We start from the raw sequence: 21587 nt of genomic DNA, 5'->3' as shown, positions 1-21587 counted from the left end.
GTGAAGAAAAATATAATAAGAGTTAGTTACGTTGCTATTGTAGTTGGTTTTTTAAGTTTGATTGTTTCTTGTGAAAAAGATTTTACAGATATTGGATCGAATGTTATTACCAACACAAAGTTTGACACAGATGGTGTTTTTGTTGATATTGAAGCAGAAAACAGCCCTTTAGAAAAAGTTCAATCTGATAATATTTCTAGGCAATTAAGTCAATATTTATTGGGAGTTTATGCCAATCCAAATTACGAAAAATTAGAAGCCTCTATTATCGCTCAAATTTCAATTGCCAATGATTTGAGAGTTATCAATGAAACTTTTGGAGCTGATACAACTGTAGTTACAACAATTGACACAGTTTTTATAAAATTACCCTTTCAAGTTCGTTTGGCAAATTCTACGGATAAAAGTTATCAATTAGATTCTGTTTTTGGTGATGCATCAAAATCATTTAGCTTAAATGTTTTCAGGTCAAACACCTATATCAACACATTTAATCCTGCAGACCCAACAAAAATTAATAGTTATTTTTCTAATGCTACTTTTCAAAAAACGGGCTCTGAATTAAATGCTCAGTTAAATTTTCCTTTCAAACCATCAAAAGCAGATACTCTTTTAGTAATTAAAAGAAGGCTTTCAAATAATGAAGTTTACAGGAGAGATACCTTAAGATATACAACATCAACTGCAAGTACAATTCCAATTCCTTTTGCAAGAATTCCATTAAAAAAAGATGTTTTTAAAGCTCTTTTTTTAGACAAATATGGTTCAGGAGAATTTGCTTCACAGCAAGCATTTAATGATTATTTTAGAGGAATTATTTTAGAAGCAACCGGAAATGAAGGCTCTTTAACGTCTTTTAGTTTTGATAACGCAAACACCAATTTAAGACCTTCTATTGAAGTTTATTATACAAATACAATCGTAAAATCTGGATCAACAATTGTTGATACCATTCCTAAAAACGATAGTTTTTCAATGAATGGTTTTAAAATCAATAAATTTAAAATGGATGATAGAATATATCCATCAAACAACGAAATTAAAATTCAAGGAACTGCAGGAAGTGAAGCTACCATCAATCTTTTCGGGGCTGATTTGAATAATAACGGAATTGCAGATAAAATTGAAGAACTTCGAGCAAATAATTGGTTGATTAATGATGCAACTTTAACTTTTTACATCAACCAAGCTGTTGATACTTCATTTGCGCCTGATAGATTGTATCTTTACAAAAGCGATAAATCTTCAGGGACTGAAGTTACAACTCAAATCAAAGATGCATTATCAGAAGCCTCTTTTGGAGGAATTAGTGGATTTTTAGTAAGAGATTCAAATGGAAGAAAAGAAAAATATCAATTTAAGATAACGGATTATATTTCTGATTTATTAAATGGTAGAAGTACATATTCACCAACGTTAAAAATAAAAACACACAATCCAACTGATTCACCAAATTCTGAATTAGATTCAATCTTTAGAAATTTTAGTTGGAATCCTAAAGCTGTTACGCTTTATAATCATTCCCCCGCAAATGGTGCTAAAAAAGCAACATTAAAAATATCATATTCAGTAAGAAAAAATTAACTTAAAAAGAAAATTACTATGTGTGGAATTTCAGCTTATATAGGCTATAGAGAAGCGTATCCAATTGTTATTAATGGTCTAAAGAGATTAGAATATAGAGGTTATGATAGTGCAGGGGTGATGATATATGATGGTAAAAAAATGCAACTTTCTAAAACTAAAGGCAAGGTTTCTGATTTAGAGGCAATTATCAACTCGAATCCTGAAAAAAAAGTTGGTAAAATTGGAATGGGTCATACGCGATGGGCAACTCATGGAATTCCGAATGATGTTAACTCACATCCACATCCTTCGCAATCTGGAAATTTGGTCTTAGTTCATAATGGAATTATTGAAAATTATGATACTATCAAGAAAGAGCTTATCAGAAGAGGATATACTTTTAAAAGTGACACTGATACTGAAGTTTTAGTAAATTTAATTGAAGAGGTTAAAAAAAATGAAGATTGTAAGTTAGGTAAAGCCGTACAACTTGCTTTGACAAATGTTGTTGGTGCTTATGCAATTGCTGTTTTTGACAAAGACAAACCCAATGAGTTGATTGTTGCAAGGTTAGGAAGCCCTATTGCCATTGGAGTTGGTGAAGAAAATAATGAGTTTTTTGTTGCTTCGGATGCGTCTCCATTTTTAGAATATACAAAAAATGCCATTTATTTAGAAGATGAAGAAATGGCAATTATTAGACTTGGAAGACCTGCAAAAGTTCATAAAATATTTGATGATTCTTTGGTTGATCCAATGATACAAGAGTTGCAATTGAGTTTAGAGCAAATTGAAAAAGGAGGTTATGACCACTTTATGCTTAAAGAAATTCATGAGCAGCCAAAAGCAATTACTGATACTTTTAGAGGAAGAATGCTCGCAGATGAAAACATCATCAAAATGTCAAGTGTTCAAGATAATTTAGATAAATTTTTAAATGCAAATAGAATCATCATTGTTGGTTGTGGTACTTCATGGCACGCAGGTTTAGTTGGTGAATACCTTTTTGAAGATTTAGCAAGAATTCCTGTAGAAGTAGAATACGCATCAGAATTTAGATATAGAAATCCAATTATTACAGATAAAGATGTTGTAATAGCCATTTCACAATCAGGTGAAACTGCTGATACACTAGCAGCTATTAAATTAGCGAAATCAAAAGGCGCTTTTGTATATGGTGTTTGTAACGTTGTTGGTTCATCAATTGCAAGAGAAACTCACGCAGGCGCTTATACGCATGCAGGCCCTGAAATTGGTGTTGCATCAACTAAAGCATTTACAACTCAAATTACAGTTTTAACCTTAATTGCTTTAAAACTAGGTCAAGCAAATAAGTCATTGTCTGATGAGAGATTTAAAAACTACATTCAAAAAATGCAGTTGATTCCTTCTCAAATACAAAAGTTATTAAATATTGATAGTAAAGTAAAAGAAATTGCGGCCATTTATAAAGATGCCAAAAATTGTTTGTATTTAGGTAGAGGTTTCAATTTTCCTGTTGCTTTAGAAGGTGCTTTAAAGCTAAAAGAGATTTCTTACATTCATGCAGAAGGATATCCAGCTGCAGAAATGAAACATGGGCCAATTGCTTTGATTGATGAAAACATGCCGATTTTTGTAATTGCAACTAATAAAGGTCATTATGATAAAGTTGTAAGTAACATTCAAGAAATTAAATCGAGAGCTGGTAAAATTATTGCTGTTGTTACAGAAGGAGATGTTACTGTAAAAGAAATTGCAGATCACGTAATTGAAATTCCTGAAACAGAAGAAGCATTAACGCCATTATTAACAACAATTCCTTTCCAATTATTGTCATACCATATTGCAGTAATGTTAGGTAAAAATGTTGATCAGCCAAGAAATTTAGCGAAATCAGTTACAGTAGAATAATTGTTATAAGCATATTAAAAAATCCAGCTTTAAGCTGGATTTTTTAGTTTACTCTTCAACCATAATTGAAATCGGTAAACTATAAGTAACTGTTACTGGCATTCCTCTTTGTCTTCCGGGTTTCATTTCTGGTAAAGAAGTTATAATTCTAGTAACTTCTTTTTCTAATAAAGGATGAGGAGCTCTAGCGTTTACGGTTCCAACTTTTCCTTTATTGTTGATTTTAAAAACTACATAAATTTTCTTTTTCCCTGGAGCCAAACCTAATTCTTGTGTCAACGCAGGATCGAAATTTTTACCAAAAAATGCAGTTACTTTATCAGAAAAACATTTTTTAAGTTCGGCGTTATTTCCTTTACAACCAGGAAAAACAGGAACATCTTCAATCAACACAAAAGGAATATCTTCAATTATTTCTTCTCTTTCACGTACTTCTACTATTTCTGTATTGGATTTGAAGACAGCTGTTTTCTCATCAGTCTCTGTAGATTCTATAATTGATTCTTCAATTTTTAAATCATCTTCAACAACTTTAATTTGTTCCATAACAACAGGAGCAGTTGGTGGTGGTGGAGGCAATTCTTGTTGCATAACAATAGGAATGTCTTCTTTCATTTCTTCTTTCATGGTTACAATGCCTAATCTGCTGCTGCTATCTGAGTCATAAGTCTTATATTCCATCATAAAATTGATAATTACCAAAGTCAATACCAATCCAATTTGAAAGAAAATTTTGCTGTAGTTTTCTATGACAGCTCTTGGATTTTTTTTAATATCAATCATACCTAATTTTATTTAATTGTTATAATTAGTCAGCAATTTTACAATTGCTATTTATCTGTTACAATCAAGTTTTTAATTAAAAAAACACTTGTAAGTAACTGTTATAAAATTAGATTGATTTACGGTCTTAAAATATGATTTTCATCATATTTTATCATGAATTTTAACGTGATTTCCACCATTCCAAGATGTCAAAATATCGGTAGCAACTTGGGCTCCACTTCCTGCGGCAATAGCAAATTGGCTTCGAAAACCAGCAATGGTTCCGCAACAATATAAGCCTTTTTTGATGAGGTGATTTTCGTTTTTCAGTTGAATTCTTTCCTTTTCAGTAGCTGATTTTTCATGTGGAATTATAAACTCATCCAAACCATCAATAGTAAACGGTTTTGCATAGTTTAAAGCAATCACTACAATGAATGATTGATATTGGTTTTTGTTGGTTTTGATGTGATAAGTTTCATCAACTTGCTCAATCGAAATAACTTTTTCATTCTCAATTTGATTCACATTTGGATACAAATTTTTCAACTGTTCTTTCCCTTGAATTAAGATATCTTTTCCAAGTGTATTAGGCTGTAGTCCTAAAACATTATTAAAAAGTGCAGTTTCTAAATGAGATGCTCTTTGATGCATTACAATTCCAATTCGCTTATGTTGAGCAAAAGGTTTGTTATTTGCGGAACCTAAAACTAGGGCACATTGCATTCCAGAAACGCCACCACCAATAATCAAAGCATCAAAAATCATTTATAAAAACAGTCCTTTTATATTATGAGCAAACAATTTTACGGCAATAGCAAGTAAAACAACACCAAATATTTTTCTGATAATTTGGATGCCAGAAGGACCTATTAAACGTTCAATTTTAGACGATGTTTTTAGCACAATATAAATCACTATTACATTAAAAAAAACCGCAACAATGATATTTTCTAATTCAAATTCGGCTCTTAATGAAAGTAATGTAGTTAAACTTCCAGGACCTGCAATTAAAGGAAAAGCTAAAGGAAAAACAGTTGCAGTTAGGTTTTGAGAGCTTCCATCGTCTTTGTATAAAGTGATTCCTAAAATCATTTCAAGTGCAATAAAAAACAAAATAAATGATCCAGCAACTGCAAACGAATAGACATCAATTCCTATTAATTTCAATAAACTTTGACCTAAAAAAAGAAAGAAAATCATAATAAATGCAGCAATTACAGAGGCTTTTTCTGATTGAATATGCCCCGCTTTTTTGCGTAAATCAATAATGATTGGAATATTTCCAACAATATCAATCACCGCAAATAAAACCATAAATGCTGTAAAGATTTCTTTGAAGTTAAAGTTCATGATGAATTATTTAATTTTCATGCAAAATTAGACAACTAAGTTTAGGAAAGTGTAAAAAAATTGAAAAAAATACTCCTATTTTTGCAACATGTTTCAATTAGGAAAAACAATCGTTTCAGAAGAAATTCTTGAAAAAGACTTTGTTTGCAATCTTTCAGCTTGCAAAGGAGCTTGCTGTATAGATGGCGAAGCAGGCGCACCTTTAGATGAAGAAGAAACCAAAATACTTACAGAAATTTATCCAAAAGTAAAACCTTATTTAAGAAAAAAAGGTATTGAAGCCATTGAAAAACAAGGTGCATTTGTAACCAATGAATGGGGAGAATTTGAAACTCCTTTGATTGATGGAAAAGATTGCGCATATGTAATTTTTGATAAAAACAAAACTGCTCTTTGCGCCATTGAAGAGGCATATAATCAAGGTGATGTAACTTGGAAAAAACCTGTATCTTGTCATTTATATCCAATAAGAGTCAAAGATTATAGCGAATTTGCAGCTGTTAATTACCATAAATGGGAAATTTGTGATGATGCATGCACTTTAGGAAAAGAATTGCAAGTGCCTGTTTATAAATTTGTTAAACAAGCATTAGTCCGAAAATTTGGGCAAAACTGGTATGATGAATTGGAAAAAGTGGCTGAGAAATATAAAAGTTAGTTAACCATTAAATTTTAAATATAGCATCAAATACTTGATGTTTTTTTATGGTACATTCTTTGGTTTAACAAAGTTTTAACATTTTAAAACTTTGTATCATGAAAAATCTAAAAAAAGTACCCACAAAACAACTCGAAAAATTTTCAACTATTTTCACACAATTAGGACTGGTATTGGTTCTGTTTATCGTCTTTGTAACATTAGAATATGAATCTGAGCAAAAAGTTCTTGGAGTCAAAGATTTGAATTTTCAAGAAATTGTAAAAATTACACCAAATGAGATATTTGAATTCGTAAGAGAACCCAAACAGTCGCCAAAGAATGTTAAACCCGCAAATGATGTTTTTTTAACTGATGAAAAATTGAATAAAGTTGATAACAATACTGTTGAGACGGTTTTTGACTTTCCTAAGGAAAAAGAATCAAATCAATTAGACATAAATACTTTAGTTACTTTAGATGAGCCAAAAGATGAAGAACCAGAAATAGTACCTTTTATTAACATAGAGTTTGCCCCCATTTTTAAAGGCTGTGAAGGCTTATCAAAAGAAGAAAACAAAAAATGTTTTGATAAGAAAATGAATCAATTTGTACAAAAGAATTTTGATTCACAAATAGCAACAGATATTGGTTTGCGTTCAGGGAAATATAAAATTTACACGCAATTTGTAATTGACAATAAAGGAAATGTTGTTGATATTCAAATTAGAGCTCCACACGCAAAACTTACTAAAGAAACTCAAGATTTAATTGAAAAACTTCCAAAATTTACACCCGGAAAACAAAGAGAGAAACCCGTAAAAGTGAAATATACGTTGCCAATTTCTTTTCAAGTAGATTAAAAAATAAACCCAACTTTTAAGTTGGGTTTTTTAAAATTCCGTACTTTTGATATTATGGATATCAATCAATATTTAGACGCTACTTATTTAAAAACTCCTCAACAAGCAGGAATTTCTGAAGAAGAAAATTTACAAAATGTAACAACTCTTTTAAATGAGGCTGTTCAGTTTGGGTATAAATTGGTAATGATTCGCGCCAATTATATTCCATTGGCAAAAGATTTTTTAAAACAACATCATTCTAATTCACTCATTGGTACTGTGATTGGTTTTCATGAAGGAAACTATTCCTTACAAACCAAATTAGCGGAAGCAAAACACGCTATTAATTTAGGTGCAGATGAATTAGATTTTGTCATCAACTATGAAGCTTTTAAAAAAGGGAATATCAATTTGATAAAAGAGGAAGTTTTACAAGGCACAAAAATCTGCTTAGAGAATCAAAAAGTAGTAAAATGGATTATTGAAGTTGCTGCTTTAACTTCGGATGAAATTTGTGCAATTTCAAAACTAATCAAAGAAATTGTTTTAGAGAATTTTGGAATGGAAGCTACAAAAAAAGTCTTCGTAAAATCATCTACAGGATTTTTTAAAACCGAACATAATTTGCCAAATGGTGCTACTTTTGAAACGATGAAATTGATGATTGAAAACGCAAAACCATTGCAAATAAAAGCTGCAGGTGGAGTTCGTGATTATGAAACTGCTGTAAAAATGATTACTTTAGGAGTTGACAGAATTGGTACTTCATCATCCAAAGAAATTTGTACAAACGCAATATCTTCAAAAAATTCAGGTTATTAATATGGACTATTTTGTACACGAAACTGCTGTCATTGATGCCAATTGTAGTATCGGAAAAAATACTAAAATTTGGCATTTTAGTCATATAATGTCGCATTCAATTATTGGTGAAAATTGTAATATTGGCCAGAATGTGGTAATTTCTCCAGAAGTAATTTTGGGGAATAATGTAAAAGTGCAAAACAACGTTTCTATTTACACAGGAGTTGTTTGTGAAGATGATGTTTTTTTAGGACCTTCTATGGTTTTTACCAATGTTATCAACCCAAGAAGTGCCATCAACAGAAAAAATGAATATCAAAAAACATTAGTGAAAAAAGGCGCTACAATTGGCGCAAATGCCACAATAGTGTGTGGAAATAACATTGGCGAATTTGCTTTTATTGGAGCAGGAGCAGTTGTTACAAAAGAAGTTTTGCCTTATGCTTTGGTGGTTGGAAATCCTTCAAAACAAATTGGTTGGGTTAGTGAATTTGGTCAAACACTAACTTTTAATGACGAAGGTTTTGCAACTTGTAAAGAAAGTGGCGAAAAATATCAACTACTTAAAAATACTGTTACCAAAGTTCTATAAATCACTTTTTAAGGTGCAGGATTTGGAATTAACGTGTGAACAGCATTTATTTCATTCAATATTTCTTCAGATAAATCAACATAAATGGAGTTGATATTTTCTTTCAATTGATCCATTTTTGTAGCGCCAATAATGTTACTCGTAACAAAAGGCAATTGATTGATAAAAGCCAAAGACAATTCCGAAAGTGTCAATCCATGTTTTTTGGCAATTTCTAAATACATAGCAACCGCTCTCTCTGAACCTTCATTTCTATATCTAGCAATAAATCTTGGGAATAAAGTTCCTCTTGCACCTTCTGGCAAATTCCCATCCAAATATTTTCCTGATAAAACGCCTTGTGCTAAAGGAGAATAAGCTAACAATCCTACATTTTCTCGTAGACAAACTTCGCTCAAACCAACTTCAAATCCTCTGTGAATCAAAGAATATGAATTTTGAATGGTTACAGGTCTTGGCAAATTGTGTTGCTCAGCAGTTTGCACATATTTCATAGTTCCCCAAGGGGTTTCGTTTGATAAACCAAACTGTCTTATTTTTCCTTGTTTGATGAAATCGTGCAAAGTTTCAATGATTTCTAAGTGATTTTCAGCTTCTTTGGTAGCTGTTTTATATGGATAATCTCTTACGCCAAAACAGTTTACACCACGATTTGGCCAGTGCAATTGATACAAATCAATATAATCTGTTTGCAAACGTTGTAAACTTTTTTCAATGGCATCAATAATGTTGTTTTTCGTCAATCCACCATTTCTGATGTGTGCAGTATAATCTCCTCCACCAGCAATTTTACTTGCCAAAACTACTTTATCTCTATTTCCAGTTTTTTGAAACCATGTTCCAATAATTTTTTCTGTATGTCCATAGGTTTGTGCATTTGCAGGTACTGGATACAACTCAGCAACATCAAAAAAATTGACACCTTTTTCCAATGCAGAATCCATTTGTTCATGACCTTCAGCTTCGGTATTTTGATTTCCCCAAGTCATGGTTCCTAAACATATTTTTGAAACTTTGATATCCGTATTTGGTAAGGTTGTGTATTTCATTTTTTTGATGATTTTTTTAAAGAGTGCAAAAATAAGGCTTATTTCACAGCAATTAAAGGCACAAAAAAAAGTTCTCTTTAACGAGAACTTTTTTAACAAAAATTTTAAGAATTCTTAGTTTAGAATTGCATCAATTCCTGGCAATGATTTTCCTTCTAACATTTCTAACATAGCACCTCCACCTGTAGAAACGTAACTTACTTTGTCTTCAAATCCGAATTGTTTTACAGCGGCCACAGAATCTCCACCACCAACTAAAGAAAACGCTCCGTTTTTAGTTGCTTTGTCAATTGAATGACCCAAAGCAATGGTACCTGCGGCGAATTTTTCCATTTCAAAAACGCCTAAAGGTCCGTTCCATAAAATCGTTTTGCATTGGTTTACAACAGCATCAAATAGTTCAAGAGATTTTGGTCCAGCATCCACACCTTCCCAACCATCAGGAATATTATTGATGTCGCAAATTTGTGTATTTGCATCATTACTAAATTTATCAGCAGCTACAACATCCACAGGAATGTGAACAGTAACACCTTTTTCTTTGGCTTTTTTCAAAATTTCCAATGCCAACTCCATTTTATCATCTTCACAAATCGAATTTCCGATTTTTCCACCATGTGCTTTTATAAAGGTAAAACTCATCCCTCCACCTAAAATTAAATGGTCAACTTTGTCTAAAATATTTTCAATTACGGTAATTTTAGAGGATACTTTTGCACCACCTAAAATCGCTAAAACTGGTCTTTCGGAATTGTTCAAAACCTTATCAATGCTTTCAATTTCTCTCACCAACAACTCTCCAAAACATTTTTTACCCTCAAAAAACTGAGCAATAATGGTTGTTGAAGCATGTGCTCTGTGTGCAGTTCCAAAAGCATCATTTACATAAATATCTCCCAATTTCGATAATTTTTCTGCAAATGCAACATCACCTTTTTCTTCTTCAGCATAAAAACGAAGATTTTCTAACAATAAAATTTGACCATTTTTCAATTCAGCAGCAGCTTTTTCAGCTTTTTCACCAATACAATCGTCCACAAAATTTACAGTACAACCAATAATTTTGGTGATGTCTTTTACAATATGACGCAATGAAAATTCATCTTGAACGCCTTTTGGTCTTCCTAAATGCGACATCAAAACACAACTTCCTCCATCTTCTAAAATTTTGATGATGGTTGATTTTGCTGCTTCAATTCTTGTTGCATCAGTTACTTCGAATTTGTTGTTCAATGGCACATTGAAATCAACACGAATAATTGCTTTTTTATCTTTAAAATTAAAATCTTGTAATGTTTTCATATTTGTAAGTTGTATTTTTAATTGGTCAAATATGCGATTGCGTTTTCAATTAATGGTGTTTGCTAATGCAAACTCTTTGTTAATCGCAATTTCATTATGAATGTATTTTCAACAAAAATACTTATTTCTTTACGTTTTATGAAATTGATTTCTTAAAAATTAAGATAACGTTTGCGTAAATTATCTCTTATATTTGTGCATGCTTTTCAATCAGATTATAGGTCAAGACCACATCAAAAAACATTTGCAAACGGCTGCAGAAAATGGCAGAATTCCTCATGCACAACTTTTTATTGGAAAAGAAGGTTCAGGAACATTGCCAATGGCACTTGCTTATGCGCAGTTTTTGTTGTCTCATTTTTCTGAAAATCCAGAAATTAGTGCTTTAAAATGCGAAAAATTACAACATCCAGATTTGCATTTTTCATTTCCTGTAACTACCAATGATGTTGTAAAAAGTCATCCTACAAGCAATGCTTTTTTAGAAGATTGGCGTCAATTTATGGAAACACAACCTTATGGAAGTTTATTCAATTGGCTGCAACATATTGGTGTTGAAAACAAACAAGGATTGATAAATGTGGAGGAATCAGAAGAAATTGTAAAAAAATTACAGTTAAAATCTTATGAAGGTGGATTTAAAGTGATGATTATTTGGATGGCTGAAAAAATGCATACTTCTGCTGCAAATAAATTGCTAAAACTGATTGAAGAACCACCTCAAAAAACAATTTTCTTACTTATTGTTGAAGATGAGGAACAGCTTTTAAGCACCATAAAATCACGTTGTCAAGCATTGCATTTTCCTGGATTGAGTGAACGAGACATTGCCAATTCATTGGTAGTAAATTATCAATTGAGTGAAAACGAAGCATCAAATATTGCACATCAAGCTGAAGGAAATTATAACAAAGCCTTGCAATTAATGCAAAATGATTCTAGTGATTTGGTTTTTGAAGAATGGTTTGTGGCTTGGGTTCGTACGGCATTTCGCGCCAAAGGAAATGTAACAGTTGTGCAGCAATTGATTGCTTGGTCTGATACCATTTCAAAAACTGGTCGCGAAACTCAAAAACGATTTTTAGAATATTGTTTGCAGTTTTTCAGGCAAGCGTTGTTGTTCAATTACAAATCAGAACAATTGGTATTTATCGAAACAAAAACCGATTTTAATCTGTCGAAATTTGCTCCATTTGTGCACTCAAATAATATTTTAGACATCGAAAAGGAAATTTCAGATGCCATGTATCACATTGAAAGAAATGGGAATGCAAAAATTATTTTGTTAGATTTATCTATAAAACTAACCCGTTTTTTACATAAAAAAGAACCTACAGTTTAGTTTGCAAAAGCTGTTAATCTAGCAACATATTTTCCAATAACGTCAAACTCTAAGTTCACAACGTCATTCAATTGCAAAGTTTTAAAAGTGGTGTGTTCTTTTGTATACGGAATAATTGCCACACTAAACTCATTTTCTTTGGAGTTGATTACTGTTAAACTCACACCATTAACCGTAATTGAGCCTTTTTCAATAGTCACATTATTTTTATTTCTTGGATATTGAAATGTAAACCAAGTGCTTCCGTTTTCATCCGAAATTTTAGTGCAAATTCCTGTTCCATCAACATGACCTTGAACGATATGACCATCCAATCTATCACCCAATTTCATAGCGCGTTCTAAATTTACGATATCATTAATTTTTAGACGACCAATGTTTGTTTTATCAAGCGTTTCTTTGATGGCAGTAACTGTATATTCATCATTTTTGATGTCAACAACCGTTAAACAAACGCCATTATGAGCCACACTTTGGTCTACTTTTAGTTCGTTTGTGATGCTACTTTTAATAGTTACATGCAAATTTCCTTGCTCTTTTACGCAGTTTGTAACAACTCCAATCGTTTCAATAATTCCTGTAAACATATCCGTAAATTTTGGTTACTTTTGTAGCTGCAAAAATAGCAATATTACAAGAGTTACTATGGATAAATCTGATAAAATAATTGTAGGAATTTCAATAGGAGATTTGAACGGAATTGGCATTGAAGTGATTTTAAAAACCTTCGATGACAAACGCATGTTAGAATTTTGTACACCAGTTATTTTTGGCGCGACTAAAGCCATTTCGTATCACAAAAAAGTATTAGAAAACGAAACACAAGTCCACGGAATTACAGATATCAGTCAAGCAAATGCAGCAAAAATAAATGTATTAAACATTTGGAAAGATGAAGTTGATATCGAAATAGGAAAACCAACTGCAATTTCAGGAGAATATGCTTTGAAATCTTTAGAAAGCGCCGTAAATCATTTGAAAGAAAATAAGATTGATGTATTAATTACAGCACCAATAAATAAAGAAAATATTCAATCTGATGCATTTCATTTTCCAGGTCATACAGAGTTTTTAGAGGAAAAATTAGGAGGAAAAAGTTTGATGATTTTAATGACAGATGAATTGAGAATTGGTTTAATTACAGGCCATATTCCCATTTCAAAAGTGGCTGAAACCATTACCCCAGAATTGATTACATCAAAAGTAGAAACCATGCACGCCTCTTTAATTAAAGATTTTGGCATCAATAAACCAAAAATTGCAGTGTTGGCATTGAATCCACATTGCGGAGATAAAGGAGTAATTGGCAAAGAAGATGATGAAATTATCAGACCAACAATTGCTGCAATTCAAGAAACTGGAAAGCTAGTTTTTGGGCCTTATGCAGCAGATGGTTTCTTCGGAAACGAAACTTACAAACAATTTGATGGTGTTTTGGCAACCTATCATGATCAAGGTTTGGCACCCTTCAAAGCACTTTCATTTGGAAAAGGAGTGAATTTTACAGCAGGATTAAGTCATATTAGAACTTCGCCAGATCATGGCACAGGCTATGATATTGCTGGGAAAAATCTTGCAAAATCATCATCATTTGAAGAAGCTTTGTTTACGGCAATACAACTATTTAGAAACCGAGAAGAACACAAAGAATTGACAAAAAATCAATTGCAGACTAAATAATCAACAAATGATTTCTTTTTTTTAGATAAAACCTTGTAGAATTACATTTTTTTGTATCTTTGCACGCTCAATTGATGATTGATAATGAAAGACTTGAAACAATTCAACATTCCATTTGTAGGATTAAGTGAAGGAAATCATGATTTCAATTACACTATTGACAACGAGTTCTTTGAATATTTTAATTTTGATGAGTTTGAAAGTGCCAATTTAGAAGTTACTATAAACTTTCTAAAAAAAACAACACTTTTTGAATTGGTTTTCAAAGTAAAAGGTACTGTTGAAGTTCCTTGCGATGTAACCACAGAAATGTATCATCAAAAAATTAAAGCGACATTGCCATTGGTAGTAAAATTTGGTCCTGAGTTTAATGACGACAATGAAGAAATTTTAATACTATCTTATGATGCATATCAACTAAATGTAGCACAATACATTTATGAAATGATTGTATTGGCTGTTCCAAATAAAAAAGTACATCCAAAAGTTTTGGACGGAACTATGGAATCAGAAACGCTAAAAAAATTGAAAGAATTAGAAATAAAAGAAGAAAACACTGCTGAAGAAGTAGACCCAAGGTGGGATAAATTAAAGAATTTACTAACAGAAAAAAAGAGATAAAATGGCACATCCTAAGAGAAAGATTTCTAAAACCAGAAGAGATAAAAGGAGAACACATTATAAAGCAGCAAATCAACAAATTGCAACAGACCCAACTACTGGTGAAGCTCATTTGTACCACAGAGCACATTGGCACGAAGGAAAATTATACTACAGAGGTCAAGTTGTTTTAGAATCTGCTGCTGCAGAAGCATAAAACGCTTTTAAAAATATATCATAAAACCCTCAAAAATGAGGGTTTTTTTGCGTTTTTTACTTAAAATCACCTCAAAATTGGTTCATTTTAACCCAAAAGTGTGATAATTTTCACTACTTTTGACTTTCTAATCATTAGTTCAATAACAAATAACTATGAGTAAAATCACTGCAGCAATTACAGCAGTAGGAAAATACGTACCTGAATATGTATTAACAAACAAAGAGCTAGAGACTTTTGTTGATACAAATGACGAATGGATTACTACAAGAACAGGAATCAAAGAACGAAGAATTTTGAAAGGCGAAGGTTTAGGAACGTCTTTCATGGCAATTAAAGCCGCACAAGATTTATTACAAAAATCAAATACCAATCCTGAAGAAATTGATTTGGTAATCGTGGCAACTGCTACTCCAGATTTAATGGTTGCTTCAACAGCTGTCTATACAGCAACAGAAATTGGCGCTATAAATGCATTTGCTTACGATTTACAAGCAGCATGTTCTAGTTTTTTATACGGAATGTCAACTGCAGCAAGTTATATAGAATCAGGCAGATACAAAAAAGTATTGGTAATTGGTGCAGATAAAATGTCATCAATTATTGATTATACTGACAGAGCAACTTGTATAATTTTTGGAGATGGAGCAGGAGCAGCTTTGTTTGAACCAAATACAGATGGCTTTGGTTTAAAAGATGAATTCTTGAGAAGTGATGGAGTAGGAAGAGAATTTTTAAAGATTGATGCAGGTGGATCAATTTTGCCACCTTCTTTACAAACTGTAAAAAATGGACAACATTTTGTACATCAAGAAGGAAAAACAGTTTTCAAATATGCAGTATCAAATATGGCTGAGGTTTCTGAAAAGATGTTGACAAGAAATAATCTTACCAAAGATGACATTCAATGGTTAGTGCCTCATCAAGCAAATAAAAGAATTATTGAAGCTACTGCAAATAGAGTTGGTGTTGAACCTGAAAAAGTAATGGTAAACATTCACAAATACGGAAATACAACTTCAGCAACATTACCTTTATTATTAGCAGATTACGAAAATCAATTAAAAAAAGGAGACAATTTAATTTTTGCAGCCTTTGGTGGAGGTTTCACTTGGGGAGCCATTTACTTAACTTGGGCTTATAACTCATAAATAATATAACAACTAAACAATCATAATTATGGATATTAAAGAAATTCAAAATCTCATAAAATTTGTAGCAAAATCTGGTGCAAGTGAGGTAAAGTTAGAAATGGAGGATGTAAAAATCACTATAAAAACAGGACCAGGTTATACAGAAACCACTTATGTTCAAGCTGCTCCTGTAGCACAAGTAGCTCCTCAAGTTGTTGCTACTCCAGTTTCTCAACCAATCACTGAAACAGCTGCTCCAGTTACAAAAACAGCTGAAAACATATCAAATTATATCACTGTAAAATCTCCTATTATTGGAACTTTTTATAGAAAACCATCTCCAGATAAGCCAAACTTTGTAGAAGTAGGTTCAGAAATCAATGCAGGAGACGTACTTTGTGTGATTGAAGCAATGAAATTATTTAATGAAATAGAATCTGAAGTGTCTGGTAAAATTGTTAAAATTTTAGTAGATAACGCATCACCAGTAGAATTTGATCAACCATTATTTTTGGTTGACCCATCCTAATTGAAGTTAGAAATTGAGATGTATCAACAATTTTATGAAACATCAAACAGCTAAAAGTTTAACAATCTAATATCAAATAAAGATGTTCAAAAAAATATTAGTTGCCAACAGAGGAGAAATTGCCTTACGAGTTATTAGAACTTGTAAAGAAATGGGAATCAAAACAGTAGCTGTTTATTCTACAGCAGATGCTGAAAGTTTGCACGTACGTTTTGCAGATGAAGCAGTGTGTATTGGACCGCCAGCAAGTAGTGAATCTTATTTAAAAATGTCGAATATTATTGCAGCTGCAGAAATTACGAATGCTGATGCAATTCACCCAGGATATGGTTTTTTATCAGAAAATGCTAAGTTTTCTAATTTATGTGAAGAGCATAAAATAAAATTCATTGGTGCAACTGGCAGAATGATTGATCAAATGGGTGATAAAGCCAATGCAAAAGCAACTATGAAAGCTGCAGGTGTACCTTGCGTTCCTGGTTCTGATGGAATTATTGCTGATTTTGAACAATGTAAAAAAGTAGCTTTAGAAACTGGATATCCTGTAATGTTAAAAGCTTCAGCAGGTGGTGGTGGTAAAGGAATGCGTGCTGTTTGGAAACCTGAAGATTTAAAAAATGCATGGGATTCTGCTAGGCAAGAAAGTAAAGCTGCTTTTGGAAATGACGATATGTATATGGAAAAACTTATTGAAGAGCCAAGACATATTGAAATTCAAATTGTAGGAGATGCTTACGGAAAAGCCTGTCATTTATCAGAAAGAGATTGCTCTGTACAAAGACGTCATCAAAAATTGACAGAAGAAACACCTTCTCCATTTATGACAGATGAATTGAGAGAAGCAATGGGAAATGCTGCTGTAAAAGCAGCTGAGTATATCAATTATGAAGGTGCAGGTACAATAGAATTTTTGGTTGATAAACACAGAAATTTCTATTTTATGGAGATGAATACGCGTATTCAAGTAGAGCACCCAATTACTGAAGAAGTAATTAATTATGATTTGATTAGAGAGCAAATTTTAGTTGCAGCAGGCGTGCCTATTTCTGGCAAAAACTACTATCCACAAATGCATTCTATCGAATGTAGAATCAATGCTGAAGATCCTTACAACGGATTTAGACCAGCTCCTGGAAGAGTAACTACGTTTCATGCGCCAGGAGGTCATGGAGTTAGAATGGATACTCACGTATATGCAGGTTACATGATTCCGCCAAACTACGATTCTATGATTGCAAAGTTGATTGTAACTGCGCAAACAAGAGAAGAAGCCATCAATAAAATGAAAAGAGCGTTGGATGAATTTGTGATTGAGGGTATTAAAACAACCATTCCATTTCACAGACAATTGATGGATCATCCTGATTATGTTGCTGGTAATTATACCACAAAATTTATGGAAAATTTCGAAATGAAATAATGAATTCCATTTGATAAAATAGTAAAAAGAGAATACTTCAAAAAAGTGTTCTCTTTTTTTAATCTTTAAAACTTTAATTATCGATATGAAAATAGACGGAATTGATAAAATAATTATCAAAAGATTGGTAAATGATGCACGAACTCCTATTTTAACTATTGCAAGAGAAGTTGGAATTTCTGGTGCTGCTATTCACCAGCGATTGCGAAAATTGGAAAAATCTAATTTGATTGAAGGTTATAAATTGGTAATTAATCCGAAGGCTTTAGGATATACTACAACAGCTTTTGTAGGTATTTTTTTAGACGCATCCAATCTATATTCTTCTGCAATTAAGAGATTGAAAGAAATTCCTGAAATTGTAGAAAGTCACTATACAACTGGAAATTATGCAATTTTTATTAAGATAATGTGTAAAAATAACGAAGATTTAATGCATCTTTTAAATAAAGATATTCAGAATATTAAAGGGGTTTCAAGAACAGAAACTTTTATTTCTTTAGATCAACAAATTGATAGGCAAATTACTAACTAAAAAAACCTTAACTGTAATGTTAAGGTTTTCGTACTGAAGGCGGGACTTGAACCCGCACGAACATTACTGCTCACTGGATTTTAAGTCCAGCGTGTCTACCAATTCCACCACTTCAGCATTGGTATTTTTCTAGAACAGAGCGAAAGACGGGATTTGAACCCGCGACCCTCACCTTGGCAAGGTGATGCTCTACCCCTGAGCTACTTTCGCAGACTTTTAAATAAAGCAAATAAGCTTTTACTTATTTTGCTCCCCCTCTTGGGCTCGAACCAAGGACCCTCTGATTAACAGTCAGATGCTCTAACCAACTGAGCTAAGGAGGAGTTTGCTTCACCGTTTTGTGATTAGCGAGTGCAAATATATACCTTTTTGAAATATAGGCAAAAATATTTTTTGTTTTTTTAATAAAAGTTTAAGTATTAATAAAGAAGAAAAAAATACGGTTTCTTCTTAAAAATTGTATTTTTGTGCCCATTATTTAGCTATCTAAAAAGCATACAACAGTTTATGGATAAATTCTCGTTTTTAAACGCAGCACACATAGGCTTTATCGCCGATTTATATGACCAATATCTATTGAATCCAGATGCTATTGAGCCAAGCTGGAGAAGCTTTTTTCAAGGATACGATTTGGCAAACGAACAGTATTCGTTTAAAGATTATGAGCCTTCTTTAAAAAATCAAGAAGCTACAATTGAAATTCCGCAAGAAGTAAAAAAGGAATTTTTAGTAGTTGATTTGATAAATGGATATCGAACAAGAGGACATTTGTTTACAAAAACAAATCCTGTAAGAGAAAGAAGACAATATCATCCTTCATTAGCAATTGAAACTTTTGGTTTATCTTCAGAAGATCTTCAAAAAGAATTTTCTGCAGGTGAAGTTTTAGGTCTTGGAAAAACAACACTAGCAACAATTATTCAACATTTACAAAGCATTTATTGTGACTCAATTGGAGTTGAATATATGTATATGCGAAATCCTGAAAAAATTAAATGGTGGCAAACACGATTGAATGAAAATGACAACCATCCAAAGTATTCTATTGATGCTAAAAAATACATTCTATCAAAACTGAATCAAGCCGTAACTTTCGAAAACTTTTTACAAACCAAATATGTTGGTCAAAAACGTTTTTCTCTAGAAGGTGGTGAAGCTTTAATTCCCGGAATCAGTGTTTTGTTAAGAGATGCTGCTGAAAAGTTTGGAGTAAAAGAGTGTGTTTTAGGGATGGCCCATAGGGGTCGTTTAAATACACTTGTCAATATTTTTAAAAAGCCTGTTAGAGATTTATTCAGCGAATTTGAAGGAAAAGACTTCGAAGAAGAAGATATTGATGGCGACGTAAAATACCATTTGGGAATTACCTTGAGTAAAACGTTTAGAAATGGAAGTGAAATTACCATGAATTTGGTTCCCAATCCATCTCATTTAGAAACGGTTGCTGCAGTTGCTGAAGGAATTACACGTGCTAAAATCGATAAAAAATACAACGGAGATTCAAGCAAAATATTACCAATTATCATTCACGGTGATGCTGCAATTGCAGGACAAGGAATTGCTTATGAAGTTGTTCAAATGGCAAAATTGAATGGCTATAAAACCGGAGGAACAGTTCATGTGGTTGTAAATAATCAAATTGGTTTTACTACGAATTATTTAGATGCTCGTTCAAGTACTTATTGTACAGATGTTGGAAAAGTAACCTTATCGCCAGTTTTACACGTAAATGCGGATGATATTGAAGCCGTTTGTCATGCCATGGAAATGGCACTTGAATTTAGAATGCGCTTTAAAGCAGATGTTTTTATAGATTTATTAGGATACAGAAAATACGGACACAATGAAGGTGATGAACCTCGTTTTACACAACCTAAATTATACAAAGCAATTGCCAAACATAAAAATCCAAAAGATATTTATGCTGAAAAATTGATTGCTGAAGGATCTATTAATAAATCGTATTTAGACGAAATTACTGAAGAATTTAAAGAAATGCTTAATCGCGAATTTGATTTAGCAAAAGAAGATAAAAATTCGAAAGTAATTGAATTTATGCAATCTACTTGGGAAGGTTTTGAGCGTCAACACCTAGATGCTATGCTAAAACCTGTTGACACCACATACGAAGAAGAAAAGCTTAAAAATATTGCAAAAGTTGTTTCTACTGTTCCTGAAGGCGCAAAATTTGTAAACAAAGCTGTTCGTATTTTAGAAGGAAGAGCCAGTATGGTTTTTGAAACCAATCAATTAGATTGGGGAATGGCCGAAAATTTAGCCTACGGAAGTTTGATGGAAGAAGGTTTCAATGTGCGTATTTCAGGTCAAGACGTTGAAAGAGGAACATTTTCTCACAGACATGCTATTTTACGTGATGAGGTAACTGAAGAAAGAATCAATTTATTAAATACAAATCCTAATAATAAAGGGCAAATGACGATTTACAATTCGTTATTGTCAGAATACGGAGTATTAGGTTTTGATTATGGATATGCAATGGCGCATCCAAATACGTTGACTATTTGGGAAGCTCAATTTGGAGATTTTTCAAACGGAGCTCAAATTATGTTTGATCAATACATTTCTGCTGCTGAAGATAAATGGAAAGTACAAAACGGAATTGTAGTGTTGCTTCCTCATGGTTATGAAGGTCAAGGTTCTGAGCATTCATCTGCCAGAATTGAGCGCTATTTACAATTGTGCGCAGAAGATAATATGACTGTTGCAAACTGTACAACTCCAAGTAATTTTTATCACTTGTTGCGTCGTCAAATGAAACGCAATTATCGCAAACCATTGATTGTTTTTACACCAAAAAGTTTGTTGCGTCATCCAAAAGTAGTAAACACCATTCAAGAATTAGCAAATGGCGAGTTCCAAGAAGTTATTGATGATACACTAGCACCAGAAAATGTAACAAAATTAGTTTTCTGTTCAGGTAAATTCTATTATGATTTATTAGAAGAAAGAGAAAACTTAGGAAGAGAAGACATTGCATTAGTTCGAATTGAACAATTATTTCCATTACATAAAGAAAAAATTCAAAAAGTAATTGATAGATATCCACACATTCAAGAATATATTTGGGCACAAGAAGAGCCTAGAAATATGGGTGCTTGGAGTTTTATGTTACAGCGTTTTGAATTGGTAAATTTAAATGTTCGCTCTTTAAATTATTACGCAGTTCCTGCAGCAGGTTCAAGTACACGATTTAAGAAAAGACACAAAGCAGTTATTGACAGTGTTTTTAGTGATTCAAAAGGCTAAAAAATAAATTAATATAAATAGAAAATTAATCAATTGCTGATGAAAAATCAGCCAAATA

At 32.3% G+C, this 21587-nt stretch carries 21 protein-coding genes and 3 tRNA genes; 15 read left to right on the top strand and 9 right to left on the bottom strand.

Annotated elements, in window-relative coordinates; all coding sequences use genetic code 11:
* A complete protein-coding gene (locus tag WHA43_RS08175; protein WP_105047344.1) occupies positions 1-1584 on the top strand; it encodes a DUF4270 domain-containing protein in 1584 nt (527 codons plus the stop codon).
* 18 nt (positions 1585-1602) lie between these two features.
* Complete coding sequence (gene glmS / locus WHA43_RS08170) at positions 1603-3459, top strand: glutamine--fructose-6-phosphate transaminase (isomerizing) (RefSeq protein ID WP_105046576.1); 1857 nt, start codon at positions 1603-1605, stop codon at positions 3457-3459.
* A gap of 48 nt (positions 3460-3507) precedes the next feature.
* Here the strand turns inward: glmS and WHA43_RS08165 are convergent, their stop codons facing one another.
* From WHA43_RS08165 to WHA43_RS08155, 3 genes are all read right to left on the bottom strand, one after another.
* A complete protein-coding gene (locus WHA43_RS08165; protein ID WP_262903985.1) occupies positions 3508-4242 on the bottom strand; it encodes an energy transducer TonB in 735 nt (244 codons plus the stop codon).
* A 144-nt stretch (positions 4243-4386) separates the two neighbouring features.
* Positions 4387-4992, bottom strand: a complete 606-nt coding sequence (locus WHA43_RS08160) for an FAD-dependent oxidoreductase (protein ID WP_105046575.1) — start codon at positions 4990-4992, stop codon at positions 4387-4389.
* Complete coding sequence (locus WHA43_RS08155; protein WP_105046574.1) at positions 4993-5577, bottom strand: MarC family protein; 585 nt, start codon at positions 5575-5577, stop codon at positions 4993-4995.
* An 88-nt stretch (positions 5578-5665) separates the two neighbouring features.
* On the opposite strand from WHA43_RS08155, the gene WHA43_RS08150 reads away from it, so the two are divergent.
* The 4 genes from WHA43_RS08150 to WHA43_RS08135 all read left to right on the top strand — a co-directional run bounded on the left by WHA43_RS08150 (position 5666) and on the right by WHA43_RS08135 (position 8455).
* On the top strand, positions 5666-6235 hold the full coding sequence (locus tag WHA43_RS08150) for a DUF3109 family protein (RefSeq protein ID WP_105046573.1): 570 nt from the start codon (positions 5666-5668) through the stop codon (positions 6233-6235).
* A gap of 98 nt (positions 6236-6333) precedes the next feature.
* Positions 6334-7077, top strand: a complete 744-nt coding sequence (locus WHA43_RS08145; protein ID WP_105046572.1) for an energy transducer TonB — start codon at positions 6334-6336, stop codon at positions 7075-7077.
* 54 nt (positions 7078-7131) lie between these two features.
* Entirely contained in the window at positions 7132-7881 is a 750-nt protein-coding gene (deoC, locus tag WHA43_RS08140; protein WP_105047342.1) for a deoxyribose-phosphate aldolase, read from the top strand.
* Position 7882: 1 nt separating this feature from the next.
* A complete protein-coding gene (locus tag WHA43_RS08135) occupies positions 7883-8455 on the top strand; it encodes an acyltransferase (protein WP_105046571.1) in 573 nt (190 codons plus the stop codon).
* Between the two features lie 8 nt (positions 8456-8463).
* Here the strand turns inward: WHA43_RS08135 and WHA43_RS08130 are convergent, their stop codons facing one another.
* Complete coding sequence (locus WHA43_RS08130; protein WP_105046570.1) at positions 8464-9504, bottom strand: NADP(H)-dependent aldo-keto reductase; 1041 nt, start codon at positions 9502-9504, stop codon at positions 8464-8466.
* Positions 9505-9618: 114 nt separating this feature from the next.
* On the bottom strand, positions 9619-10806 hold the full coding sequence (locus WHA43_RS08125) for a phosphoglycerate kinase (protein ID WP_105046569.1): 1188 nt from the start codon (positions 10804-10806) through the stop codon (positions 9619-9621).
* A 199-nt stretch (positions 10807-11005) separates the two neighbouring features.
* Between WHA43_RS08125 and WHA43_RS08120 the strand changes: the two genes are divergently transcribed.
* Positions 11006-12148 carry an ATP-binding protein gene (locus WHA43_RS08120; protein ID WP_105046568.1) on the top strand — a complete coding sequence of 381 codons (1143 nt, stop codon included), beginning with the start codon at positions 11006-11008 and terminating at the stop codon, positions 12146-12148.
* Here WHA43_RS08120 and WHA43_RS08115 read toward each other — a convergent pair.
* A complete protein-coding gene (locus WHA43_RS08115; protein WP_105046567.1) occupies positions 12145-12735 on the bottom strand; it encodes a riboflavin synthase in 591 nt (196 codons plus the stop codon). The genes WHA43_RS08120 and WHA43_RS08115 overlap by 4 nt on opposite strands.
* A 58-nt stretch (positions 12736-12793) precedes the next feature.
* Between WHA43_RS08115 and pdxA the strand changes: the two genes are divergently transcribed.
* The 7 genes from pdxA to WHA43_RS08080 all read left to right on the top strand — a co-directional run bounded on the left by pdxA (position 12794) and on the right by WHA43_RS08080 (position 18262).
* Positions 12794-13828, top strand: coding sequence for a 4-hydroxythreonine-4-phosphate dehydrogenase PdxA (gene pdxA / locus WHA43_RS08110; RefSeq protein WP_105046566.1), 1035 nt, complete (start codon positions 12794-12796; stop codon positions 13826-13828).
* A gap of 84 nt (positions 13829-13912) precedes the next feature.
* Entirely contained in the window at positions 13913-14449 is a 537-nt protein-coding gene (locus tag WHA43_RS08105) for a YceD family protein (protein WP_105046565.1), read from the top strand.
* Position 14450: 1 nt separating this feature from the next.
* The gene (rpmF, locus tag WHA43_RS08100; protein WP_105046564.1) at positions 14451-14645 is read left to right on the top strand and encodes a 50S ribosomal protein L32; all 195 of its coding nucleotides are present in this window, start codon (positions 14451-14453) and stop codon (positions 14643-14645) included.
* A 155-nt stretch (positions 14646-14800) separates the two neighbouring features.
* Complete coding sequence (locus tag WHA43_RS08095; RefSeq protein WP_105046563.1) at positions 14801-15796, top strand: beta-ketoacyl-ACP synthase III; 996 nt, start codon at positions 14801-14803, stop codon at positions 15794-15796.
* Positions 15797-15824: 28 nt separating this feature from the next.
* The gene (accB, locus tag WHA43_RS08090; protein ID WP_105046562.1) at positions 15825-16307 is read left to right on the top strand and encodes an acetyl-CoA carboxylase biotin carboxyl carrier protein; all 483 of its coding nucleotides are present in this window, start codon (positions 15825-15827) and stop codon (positions 16305-16307) included.
* An 82-nt stretch (positions 16308-16389) separates the two neighbouring features.
* The gene (gene accC / locus WHA43_RS08085; RefSeq protein ID WP_105046561.1) at positions 16390-17727 is read left to right on the top strand and encodes an acetyl-CoA carboxylase biotin carboxylase subunit; all 1338 of its coding nucleotides are present in this window, start codon (positions 16390-16392) and stop codon (positions 17725-17727) included.
* A gap of 85 nt (positions 17728-17812) precedes the next feature.
* Positions 17813-18262 (top strand): Lrp/AsnC ligand binding domain-containing protein, encoded by a 450-nt coding sequence (locus tag WHA43_RS08080; RefSeq protein ID WP_105046560.1) that lies wholly within the window; start codon positions 17813-17815, stop codon positions 18260-18262.
* A gap of 31 nt (positions 18263-18293) precedes the next feature.
* Here the strand turns inward: WHA43_RS08080 and WHA43_RS08075 are convergent.
* The 3 genes from WHA43_RS08075 to WHA43_RS08065 all read right to left on the bottom strand — a co-directional run bounded on the left by WHA43_RS08075 (position 18294) and on the right by WHA43_RS08065 (position 18585).
* Positions 18294-18379: transfer RNA gene (locus WHA43_RS08075), tRNA-Leu, on the bottom strand.
* Between the two features lie 21 nt (positions 18380-18400).
* Positions 18401-18472: transfer RNA gene (locus WHA43_RS08070), tRNA-Gly, on the bottom strand.
* A gap of 39 nt (positions 18473-18511) precedes the next feature.
* Positions 18512-18585, bottom strand: a tRNA-Asn gene (locus WHA43_RS08065).
* A gap of 184 nt (positions 18586-18769) precedes the next feature.
* Between WHA43_RS08065 and WHA43_RS08060 the strand changes: the two genes are divergently transcribed.
* Entirely contained in the window at positions 18770-21529 is a 2760-nt protein-coding gene (locus WHA43_RS08060; protein ID WP_226742868.1) for a 2-oxoglutarate dehydrogenase E1 component, read from the top strand.
* The last annotated feature ends 58 nt before the right edge of the window (positions 21530-21587 follow it).

The sequence above is a fragment of the Polaribacter gangjinensis genome (assembly GCF_038024125.1).
In the GTDB taxonomy this organism is placed as follows: Bacteria; Bacteroidota; Bacteroidia; order Flavobacteriales; family Flavobacteriaceae; genus Polaribacter; species Polaribacter gangjinensis.
This window is presented reverse-complemented; position numbering and strand designations above follow the sequence as displayed.